This is a genomic window from Pseudarthrobacter sp. (assembly GCF_036675385.1).
Lineage (GTDB): Bacteria > Actinomycetota > Actinomycetes > Actinomycetales > Micrococcaceae > Arthrobacter.
In genome coordinates this window covers 1-9135 of sequence record NZ_JAKFFD010000127.1, presented here as the reverse complement: position 1 = coordinate 9135, position 9135 = coordinate 1, and the positions used below count along the sequence as shown (strand labels likewise).

Genomic DNA, 9135 nt, shown 5'->3' with positions numbered 1-9135 from the left:
GCGGCAATCCGTTCCCGGATTTCCGCGGCCACGTCCGCCGGCTGGCTGTCCAGGTTCAGGAGCGCCTTGGGGTGGATGCCGATCTGGCGGTTGATGATGAATTCCAGCCGGGCCAGGCCCACGCCGTGGTTGGGCAGCTGCGCGAAGGTGAACGCCTGCTCCGGCGTACCCACGTTCATCATGACCTTGACCGGGGCCTCCGGCAGCTCGGTGATGGCGGTTTCCTCGACGCTGAAGTCCAGGAGCCCTTCGTAGATGGTGCCGGTCTCACCGTCGGCGCAGGAGACGGTCACCTCGAGGCCGTCGGTAAGGGAATCCGTGGCACTACCGGTGCCGACGACGGCGGGGATCCCCAGTTCGCGGGCGATGATGGCCGCGTGGCAGGTGCGTCCGCCGCGGTTGGTGACGATGGCGGAGGCGCGCTTCATGATCGGTTCCCAGTCCGGGTCGGTCATGTCCGCGACCAGGACGTCGCCGGTCTTGAAGGCGGCCATCTGGTCGATCGATGTGAGGATGCGGACGCTGCCGGCACCGATGCGCTGGCCGATGGCACGGCCCTCGGCCAGGACCCGGCCGGTCGCGTTGAGGCGGAAACGGCTCAGGCTGCCGGCGGCCCGGCGGGATTGCACGGTCTCCGGGCGTGCCTGCAGGATGTACAGGCCGCCGTCGGTCCCGTCCTTGCCCCATTCGATGTCCATGGGACGGCCGTAGTGGTTCTCGATGGCGACGGCGTGCCGGGCGAGCTGCTCGACGTCGGCGTCGCTGAGGCTGAAGCGGCTCCGCAGGGAGGCCTCGACCGGCACGAAGTCGATGGTCCGGCCGATCTCCTGGCTGTCCGTGTAGGTCATCTGGAGGGCCTTCTCGCCCAGTCCGCGCTTGAGGATGGCGGGCCGCCCGGCCTGCAGCGCGGGCTTGTAGACGTAGAACTCATCGGGGTTCACGGCGCCCTGGACCACGGCCTCGCCCAGGCCGTAGGAGGACGTGACGAACACGGCGTCCTGGAACCCGGACTCGGTGTCCATGGTGAACATCACGCCGGAGGCGCCGACGTCGGAGCGCACCATCCGCTGGATGCCCGCCGAGAGTGCCACCTCGGCGTGTTCAAACTTGTGGTGCACGCGGTAGGCGATGGCCCGGTCGTTGTAGAGGGACGCGAACACGTCCTTGATGGCGATCAGGATGTTCTCGATGCCGCGGACGTTCAGGAAGGTTTCCTGCTGCCCGGCGAAGGAGGCATCCGGGAGGTCTTCCGCCGTGGCGCTGGAACGGACGGCCCAGGAGAGGTCCTCGGAGCCCGCGTGCTTGTCCACCAGCTGCTGGTAGGCGTTCCGGATCTGCGCCTCGAAGTCCGGCAGGAAGGGCGTCTCGCGCATCAGCGCGCGGATTTCCTTGCCCGCTGCTGCCAGGGCGGTCACGTCATCGGTGTCCAGGCCCACCAGCCGGTCGGCGATCTTCTGGTCCAGGCCCGAGTCAGCCAGGAAGCTGCGGTAGGCGTCGGCCGTCGTGGCAAAGCCGTCTGGTACCTGGACGCCGGCGGAGGTGAGGTTCTGCACCATCTCGCCGAGGGAGGCGTTCTTGCCGCCTACCCGGTCCAGGTCCTTGAGTCCGAGTTCTGAGAACCACAGGATGTCTGTTGTCATATTTGCTGCTCCTTTGCAGGGATGATGGCATGCCAGCGCTGCCCGCTCGCGGCTGTGGCCGGTTGGTGGGCGCGGATCCTGTCTACAGTGACAGGTCCACAGCACTCATACCAACATGATGTGCGCCACACCGGGCTTGTGAAATTTTTCCCTAATGTTTGAGGTTCATCCGCTGCAGGATGGTGGCGGCCATTTCCTCCACGGACACGGTGGCCGAATTCAAGTACGGGATCCGGTGGGAGACGTAAAGCTGCTCGGCGCTGCGCAGCTCGAAGCCGCACTGCCGCAGCGACGCGTAGGGTGAGCCGCGGCGCCGCTCGGTGCGGATCTGGCTCAGCCGCAGGGGGTTGGAGGACAGCCCGAAACACTTCTCAACAAAAGGCCGCAGCGGCTTGGGCAGCCCTTCCCGCTGGAAATCCTCGTCCACCAGCGGGAAGTTCGCGGCGAAGATGCCGTGCTGCAGCGCCAGGTACATGGTGGTGGGCGTTTTTCCGCAGCGGGACGGTGCCACCAGGATGACCTGAGCCTTTTCCAGCGCCCGCAGGCTCTGGCCGTCGTCGTGTTCCATGGCGTACTCGACGGCGGCCATCCGGGACTGATACCGCTCCGCGTTGCCCAGGCCGTGGGCCCTGCCGGGTTCGCCGCTGGCCTGGGAACCGAGGGCATGCTCCAGCTGTCCCACATGCGTCCCGATAAGATCCACGATGATCCCCTGGCACTTTGCGATGGCCTGCCTGATGTCAGCGCTGACGGCGGTGGAAAAGACGACGGGCCGCGGGCCGGTGGCGACCAGTTTGTCGATGGTGCCCACCACGGATCTGGCCTGGTCGACGGTGGTAATGAACGGGACCGTGATGCGGTCAAAGTTGTTCGCGGGGAACTGCGTCAACAAGGTGTTGCCGAGCGTTTCCGCGGTGATGCCGGTGCTGTCCGAAAGGAAGTAGACAGGCCGAATCTCGTCATTGGTCATGAAGGCATTCTGCACCGACGAGCTGACACGGAAAAATCACGCAGCCGAAACACTGCGGCAACCTGGCCGGGGCATGCTGGGCATACCGGGACAACCAGCAGGGGGCACAGCATGATCACTGACAAGGTGCAGACGGTAAGAATCCAACTCGGCGACCACATCGAGGCGTGGCACAACGGCAAGCTCTTCCACAAAGGCCGGGTGACCGACGTCGTACATTCCCTGGACCTGATCTGGATCAGGGACGCGCGGACCGGCACGCGGAAGCTGCTGGATCCTGACGCCCTGGAGATCATCAAGGTGCGGGACTAACGTGGTGCCTGGTGGGCCGCCGGGCTACGGCGACTCACCAGGACAATCGATAGCTGCGCGAGTTGGGCCGCACGTTCGCACCGTTGGAGGTCGGTCATGCCGCTGCGCAGCTTCTCCCGCCGCACGCGTTCGGTCCCGGAAGAGGCAACCCCGGACCAGCCACCGCCGCGGCGGAAACGGCGCGGACTGAGGGCCATCGCCGCAGTGGGGCTGACGGTGCTGGGGTTGGTGCTGGCCTCCACTGTGGCCAATCTGGTCATCGAAGGGGTTGAACGCTCAAACTCCACGGCGTACGGCGAACGCATCCAGATCGACCAGGGAAGCATCAACGTCTCCCGGACCGGCGAAGCCGGCCCGACGCTGGTCCTGCTCAGCGGACTTGGCACGCCGGCGCCAGCGCTGGATTTTGCGCCGCTGATCCGGGAATTGCACGGCTACCGGACGGTGGTGGTGGAGGGATTCGGCTACGGCTACAGCGACATGACCGCCAGGCCGCGGACCATCGAGAACATCACCGAGGAACTCCACGACGTGCTCGCCAAACTCGGCATTACAGGCCCCTATGTCCTTGTGGGCCACTCGATCGCGGGCTTCACCACCCTGCACTACGCCAACAAGTACCCCGCGGAGGTCTCTGCCGTCATCGGGATCGACCCCACTGTGCCTACCGCCACCAGCGCACCCAGCGACGGATCGGCACCTGCCGAACTGCCGCCGTCGGGCAATTTCTGGGAACGGATGCCTTCGACCATCGGACTGGTCCGCTGGGCCGCGGCCGTCGGCCTCACCGACCCGGACGGCGACAGCTACACAACGGCGGAAATTGACCGGATGCGCATGCTGCAGAGCTGGAACTTTGGCAACCAGGCACTCACCGACGAAACGAACCGGATTGGGGAGAACTCCCTCAAGATTCAGGCCCTCCGCTATCCCGACCAGCTTCCGGTGCTGCAGTTCCTCGCCCGGGAAACCATCCAGCGACGGCCCGAATGGCAGGACATCCATGAACGCCTGCTGCTCAATGTCACGCACCATGAGCTGGTGGTTCTTGACGGCCAGCACTACCTGCACTGGAGCCAATCCGCGGAGATGGCGAAAAGGATTGATGAGTTCCTGGGCGGGACGCAGTAGGTTTCGACGGGCTCAACCACCGAGCGCCGTCACTGCGCTGATGGCACGCTTGTGGGCACCCTGCGTTCGGCCTAGATTTGGGCATGACCAATTCGCCCGAACATGCGTTGCTCCTGGAGCTGCAGGACCTGATTATCGGCACTGGATCGGTGGCTGACTTCCTGGGCGGGCTCTCCATCATCGCCGCGGCCGCCCTGAGCCGCTCCGCCGGCGCCACCGTGGAGTGCGGGGTCACCCTCAAGCACGCCAGGAAAACCACAACGGTAGGCGGCAGCACCGAGCGCGCCATCCACCTGGACCGCATCGAACAGGCCGTGGGCGACGGACCCTGCCTCGCGGCGTTGAAGGCAGCGACCCCTGTCCTGCTGGCCGATGTCCGCACCGACCCTCGCTGGCCGACCTACCAGGAGCGCCTGATCGAGGAGGGCATCCACAGCGTCCTGGGCATCCCCCTGGAACTTGGCGAAAACGCCGCCGCGGTCCTGAACTTCTTCGCGCCGGCCACCGGCGTGTTCACGGAGGACACCATCAGCGAGGCAGCCAGCTTCGCCGACGTCGCCGGCAGTGCCGTCCGCCTGGCCGTCAGGGTGGGAACCGCCGAGAGCGCCGCGGATGACCTGAGCGCGGCGATGATGAGCCGCACGGCCATCAACATTGCCTGCGGGATCATCATGGCCCAGAACCGCTGCAGCCAGACTGAGGCGATGTCCATCCTGATGAAGGTCTCCAGCCACCGGAACCAGAAGCTCCGGGACGTGGCCGACGAGATCGTCCGGAAGGTCTCGGGCGAGGAAGCCACCACCTACTTCGACATGTAGGGCCACCCACGAAACCCGGGCCTGATGGCTACTTGCCCGCCCTGGAAAAAAGCGAGTACTCACTACTCGTGTGCCATCCCGTCAGGGCCTTTTACGATGAGGACGTACCGACACATGGGGGCTGGGCATGATGATCGATCAACAGGTGGACTGGCGCGTCTCGGGGGTCCTGCTGGATATCCGCGGACACTCGGAAGCGGCATTAGCGTGCGCACTGGCCCGGATTGCGGCGTCCGCCGTGAGCGAGATTGCCGGCCACCCCGTGGAGAGCACGGTGACGCTCGTGCGGCCGGACGGGACGCCCTTCACAGCGGCAACCACCGACGCCGCCGGCGGCCTTTCCCGGTGGGACCAGCTCGCCGGACGGGGTCCCACCTCGCGGGCACTGGGCGGCCGCCTGACCATCATTCTCAATGATCACTGCCTGGACAGGCGCTGGGACGAGTACCCGGCCAGTCTCAGGTCAGCCGGCTTCCGCTCCGCCGTCGCCGTGCCATTGCGGCTGGAACGCGGCTACCGGGCCGCACTGACGGTGTATTCGGCGGAAACGAACGTGTTCACCCCGGTTGTCGCCAGCCAGGCGCTGGCGTTCTCCGACGTGGCGGCCACGAGCCTGGTCCTGGCACTGCAGGTCCGGGCTGGCCTGGCCCAATCCGCGGACCTCCGCGCAGCCATGGCCAGCCGCACCGCGGTCAACGTCGCCTGCGGTGTGATCATGGGCCAGAACGGGTGCTCCTACGAGGCGGCGTTGCAGATGCTCACGCTCGCATCGAGCCATCGGAACCTGACCATCCGCGACGCCGCCGAAGCGATGCTGCGCCCGCTCCCGGGCGGGGTTCCGCCCACACACTTCCAGCAGCGCGCCTGACGCAGCGGCCGCCGTCGAGCGTTAAGGGCGCCACGACTGTTGCGCACCCACCGCGGGTCAGCGCAGAACCACTGTGCGCCCGCCGTCGAGCATTACGCGGCCTTCACAGTGCCACCGGACCGCGTTGCTCAGCGCCTTGCACTCAGCGTCGCGGCCCACGCGCACCAGGTCATCGGCCGTGTACGTGTGGTCCACGTCGATGACCTGCTGGGCGATGATCGGCCCCTCATCCAGCTCCGCGTTGACGTAGTGCGCCGTGGCGCCCACGGTTTTCACGCCGCGGTCGTAGGCCTGGTGGTACGGCTTGGCGCCCTTGAAGCTGGGCAGGAACGAGTGGTGGATATTGATGGTCCGGCCCGTCAGCCGGGCCGACAGCTCGTCGCTGAGGACCTGCATGTAGCGGGCCAGGACCACCAGTTCCACATCGTATTCATCCACGAGCTCCAGCAGGCGCGCTTCCTGCGCCGGCTTGGTCTCCTGGGTGACCGGGAGGTGGAAGAACGGGATGCCGTGCCACTTCACCAGGTCCTCATGGTCCGTGTGGTTGGAGACCACGGCCACGATTTCCACCGGCAGATCGCCCGTGCGGGCCCGGAACAGCAGGTCGTTGAGGCAGTGCCCGAACTTGGACACCATCACCAGCACCCGGCGCTTGCGGCCGTGCGGCTCCAGCTGCCAGTTCATGGCCCACTCAGCGGCCAAGGGCTCGAAGTCCCGGCGCAGGTCCTCTGTGGTCAACGGCTGCTTGCCGGCTGCGAAATGCACCCGCATGAAGAACTGCTGGGCCTGGCGGTCACCGAAGTGCTTGGTGTCGATGATGTCGCAGTCGTGATCCAGCAGGTACCCGGTGATCGCGTGGACAATCCCCGGGGACTCGGCGCAGTTGACGGTCAGAACATGTTCGGTTGCCACCTAGTTCTCCCGTGATGCCTTCGCGTCGGCGAGCTCAGCGTCGGCGGCGGCCTTCTCCTCGGCCACTTCCTTCTCGCCGGCGAGGTCCTTCTGGAACTCCGCGTAGCGGGCCAGGTGGGACGGGCGCTTGCGCAGGATGACCCAGGCGACGCCCAGCAGGACGAACCAGATGGGGGTGACCAGCAGCGCCACCAGCGTGTCCGGCTGCGTGGTCAGTGCCCACAGGACGAAGGCGAAGAACGCGAAGACCACCCAGACCATGGGGATGCCGCCGGGCATTTTGTACTTGGATGACTCGTGCAGGTGCGGACGGCGTGAACGGAACTTCAGGTAGCTGGCCAGGATGATGGACCAGACGAAGACGAAGCAGACGGCGGACACGGTGGTGACCATGTCGAAGGCCTTGCCGATGTCCGAGCCCGCGTACATCAGGATGACGCCGGAGAGCAGCAGGATGCAGGAGAGGAACAGGGCGTTCTGCGGGACCTTGCGGGCGGACAGGCGGCTGAACAGGGTGGGGGCGTCGCCCTCCTGGGCCAGGCCGTAGACCATGCGGGAGGTGGAGTAGATGCCGGAGTTGGCCGAGGACATGGCCGAGCTGAGCACCACCAGGTTCACCACGGTGGCTGCGGCGCCGAGGCCGGCCAGGGAGAACATGGCGATGAACGGGCTGTGGCCGGCCTGGAACTGCGTCCACGGGGTGACCGACATCAGGATGATGAGGGCGCCCACGTAGAAGAGCAGGACGCGGATGGGGATGGAGTTGATGGCCTTGGGCAGGTTCTTCTCCGGGTCCTTGGCCTCGGCGGCGGTGGTGCCTACGAGTTCAATACCCACAAACGCGAACACGGCGATCTGGAAGCCGGCTACAAAGCCCATGAATTCGTTCGGGAACATCCCGCCGTGGCTCCACAGGTTCGTGAAGGTGGCCGGGCCGGCGTCGGACTGGAAACCGCTGAAGATCATAAACAGACCCACAATGATGAGCGCGGCGATGGCGATGATCTTGATCAGCGCGAACCAGAACTCGGTTTCACCGAACGCCCGCACGGTGGCGAGGTTCAGGAGCAGGAGGATGGCCACGGTGGCCAGGCCCGGGATCCACAGCGGCAGCGACGGCCAGAGTTCCTTCGAGTAGCCGGCGATGGCGATCACGTCCGCGATGCCGGTGATCACCCAGCAGAACCAGTAGGTCCAGCCGGTGAAGAAGCCGGCCCAGGGGCCCAGCAGGTCGGCGGCGAAGTCGCTGAAGGACTTGTAGTGCAGGTTGGACAGCAGCAGTTCGCCCATGGCCCGCATGACGAAGAACAGCATGAAGCCGATGATCATGTAGACGAAAATGACGGACGGTCCGGCGGCCGAGATGGTTTTGCCGGAGCCCATGAACAGGCCCGTGCCGATGGCGCCGCCAATGGCGATCAGCTGGATGTGCCTGTTGCTGAGCTGGCGTTCAAGGTGGGGTGTTTGGGGGGAAACGGTGGTTTTACTGCTCACGTGCTGCTCCTCGAATCAATGCTGGCTGGAGTGCCGTTGGGGATGATGCGAGGCCCGCGTCGTTGGGGACCGCATCGAGGTTGTTGAAGCTGTAAAGGTGGATCCCTGCGATGCCGGGCTGGCTTTCGAGCCCGGCCACCAGGGTGTGGGGTGAGTAGCGGTCGCCGCTGAGCAGCTTCCGCGCCAAAGTTCCTTTGCTGCTGAGGAACTTCAGGGAACTTCCGACGCCGATCTGCGTGGCGAGTGCCAGCAGCTTGGTCCGCGGGACGGACCCCGCCACGCCCGCCCAGACGGGCAGGTTCACGCCTTCGCGGCGCAGGAGCGCCGCGAAGTCGAGGATTTTGGGCGCGTCGAAGCACATCTGGGTGACCACGTGCGTGGCCAGGTGCTGCTTGTCCTGGAGGGCATCGAGCAGGTCCAGGGCCGCCACCGTCGGGTGGCCTTCCGGGTAGCCTGCCACGCCGGCGCGCATCCGGCCGCCGGTGTACTGGGCGATATCCTCGAGCAGCGGGAGGGCTGACTCGTACGGTCCGGCGGGCTGCTTCCGGTCGCCGCCGATCACAAACACCTCGCCGATGCCGGCACCGTCGCACTCCCGCATGATCCGGGTCAGCTCGGCCCGGTCGTGGATGCTGCGCGCGGCCAGGTGCGGGATTACGGTGTAGCCGAGCGTGCTCAGCTCCACCGACGCGCGCATGGTCCGCTCGATGCCGTGGTGCGGCAGGCACGTCATGGTCAGCGTGGTGGTCAGCGGAACCAGGGCCTGGACCTGCTCAACGATCCCGGTTGAGGGGATGATTTCGATTCTTGTAGGGAACATCTTCGGTCCTTTCCTGATATCGGTTCTGAATACCGGAGGGCTCAGCTGGCGCGGGCTGCGAGCAGTGAGCTGGCTTCCTGGCGGGTGCTGCCGGAGGACTCGATGTGGGCGAGTTCGGCGGGGATTTCCCAGCCCTTCTTGCGCATCGCGGTGGCCCAGAGCCGGCCGGC

Annotated in this window: 9 protein-coding genes and 1 pseudogene; 4 read left to right on the top strand and 6 right to left on the bottom strand. The window is 66.0% G+C overall.

The window, feature by feature from the left end; genetic code table 11:
* The coding region (gene ppsA, locus V6M49_RS10030) for a phosphoenolpyruvate synthase (RefSeq protein WP_332761014.1) at window positions 1-1640 on the bottom strand (1640 nt) is incomplete at its 3' end.
* A 151-nt stretch (window positions 1641-1791) separates the two neighbouring features.
* Window positions 1792-2610 carry a pyruvate, water dikinase regulatory protein gene (locus V6M49_RS10025; protein ID WP_141141426.1) on the bottom strand — a complete coding sequence of 273 codons (819 nt, stop codon included), beginning with the start codon at window positions 2608-2610 and terminating at the stop codon, window positions 1792-1794.
* A gap of 111 nt (window positions 2611-2721) precedes the next feature.
* Between V6M49_RS10025 and V6M49_RS10020 the strand changes: the two genes are divergently transcribed.
* The 4 genes from V6M49_RS10020 to V6M49_RS10005 all read left to right on the top strand — a co-directional run bounded on the left by V6M49_RS10020 (window position 2722) and on the right by V6M49_RS10005 (window position 5739).
* Window positions 2722-2922: a hypothetical protein gene (locus V6M49_RS10020; RefSeq protein WP_141141427.1), complete on the top strand. Its 201-nt coding sequence runs from the start codon at window positions 2722-2724 to the stop codon at window positions 2920-2922.
* 96 nt (window positions 2923-3018) lie between these two features.
* Window positions 3019-4053: an alpha/beta fold hydrolase gene (locus V6M49_RS10015; protein WP_332761013.1), complete on the top strand. Its 1035-nt coding sequence runs from the start codon at window positions 3019-3021 to the stop codon at window positions 4051-4053.
* 83 nt (window positions 4054-4136) lie between these two features.
* A complete protein-coding gene (locus V6M49_RS10010; RefSeq protein WP_332761012.1) occupies window positions 4137-4871 on the top strand; it encodes a GAF and ANTAR domain-containing protein in 735 nt (244 codons plus the stop codon).
* A gap of 127 nt (window positions 4872-4998) precedes the next feature.
* A complete protein-coding gene (locus V6M49_RS10005) occupies window positions 4999-5739 on the top strand; it encodes a GAF and ANTAR domain-containing protein (protein WP_332761011.1) in 741 nt (246 codons plus the stop codon).
* A 57-nt stretch (window positions 5740-5796) separates the two neighbouring features.
* Here V6M49_RS10005 and purU read toward each other — a convergent pair whose 3' ends face one another.
* The 4 genes and pseudogenes from purU to V6M49_RS09985 all read right to left on the bottom strand — a co-directional run.
* Window positions 5797-6651 carry a formyltetrahydrofolate deformylase gene (gene purU, locus V6M49_RS10000; RefSeq protein WP_332761010.1) on the bottom strand — a complete coding sequence of 285 codons (855 nt, stop codon included), beginning with the start codon at window positions 6649-6651 and terminating at the stop codon, window positions 5797-5799.
* A complete protein-coding gene (cycA, locus tag V6M49_RS09995) occupies window positions 6652-8145 on the bottom strand; it encodes a D-serine/D-alanine/glycine transporter (protein WP_141141436.1) in 1494 nt (497 codons plus the stop codon).
* Window positions 8135-8965, bottom strand: a complete 831-nt coding sequence (locus tag V6M49_RS09990; RefSeq protein WP_332761009.1) for a methylenetetrahydrofolate reductase — start codon at window positions 8963-8965, stop codon at window positions 8135-8137. Before V6M49_RS09990 ends, cycA begins: the two co-directional genes overlap by 11 nt.
* A gap of 41 nt (window positions 8966-9006) precedes the next feature.
* Window positions 9007-9135, bottom strand: a pseudogene (locus V6M49_RS09985) (lipoyl synthase); the annotation flags it as partial.

What these genes read in the sequence shown, in the direction of transcription:
- V6M49_RS10025 (WP_141141426.1), bottom strand. Translation starts at nt 2,610, where the DNA reads ATGACCAATGACGAGATTCGGCCTGTCTACTTCCTTTCGGACAGCACC.
- V6M49_RS10020 (WP_141141427.1), top strand. Translation starts at nt 2,722, where the DNA reads ATGATCACTGACAAGGTGCAGACGGTAAGAATCCAACTCGGCGACCAC.
- V6M49_RS10015 (WP_332761013.1), top strand. Translation starts at nt 3,019, where the DNA reads ATGCCGCTGCGCAGCTTCTCCCGCCGCACGCGTTCGGTCCCGGAAGAG.
- V6M49_RS10010 (WP_332761012.1), top strand. Translation starts at nt 4,137, where the DNA reads ATGACCAATTCGCCCGAACATGCGTTGCTCCTGGAGCTGCAGGACCTG.
- V6M49_RS10005 (WP_332761011.1), top strand. Translation starts at nt 4,999, where the DNA reads ATGATGATCGATCAACAGGTGGACTGGCGCGTCTCGGGGGTCCTGCTG.
- V6M49_RS09990 (WP_332761009.1), bottom strand. Translation starts at nt 8,965, where the DNA reads ATGTTCCCTACAAGAATCGAAATCATCCCCTCAACCGGGATCGTTGAG.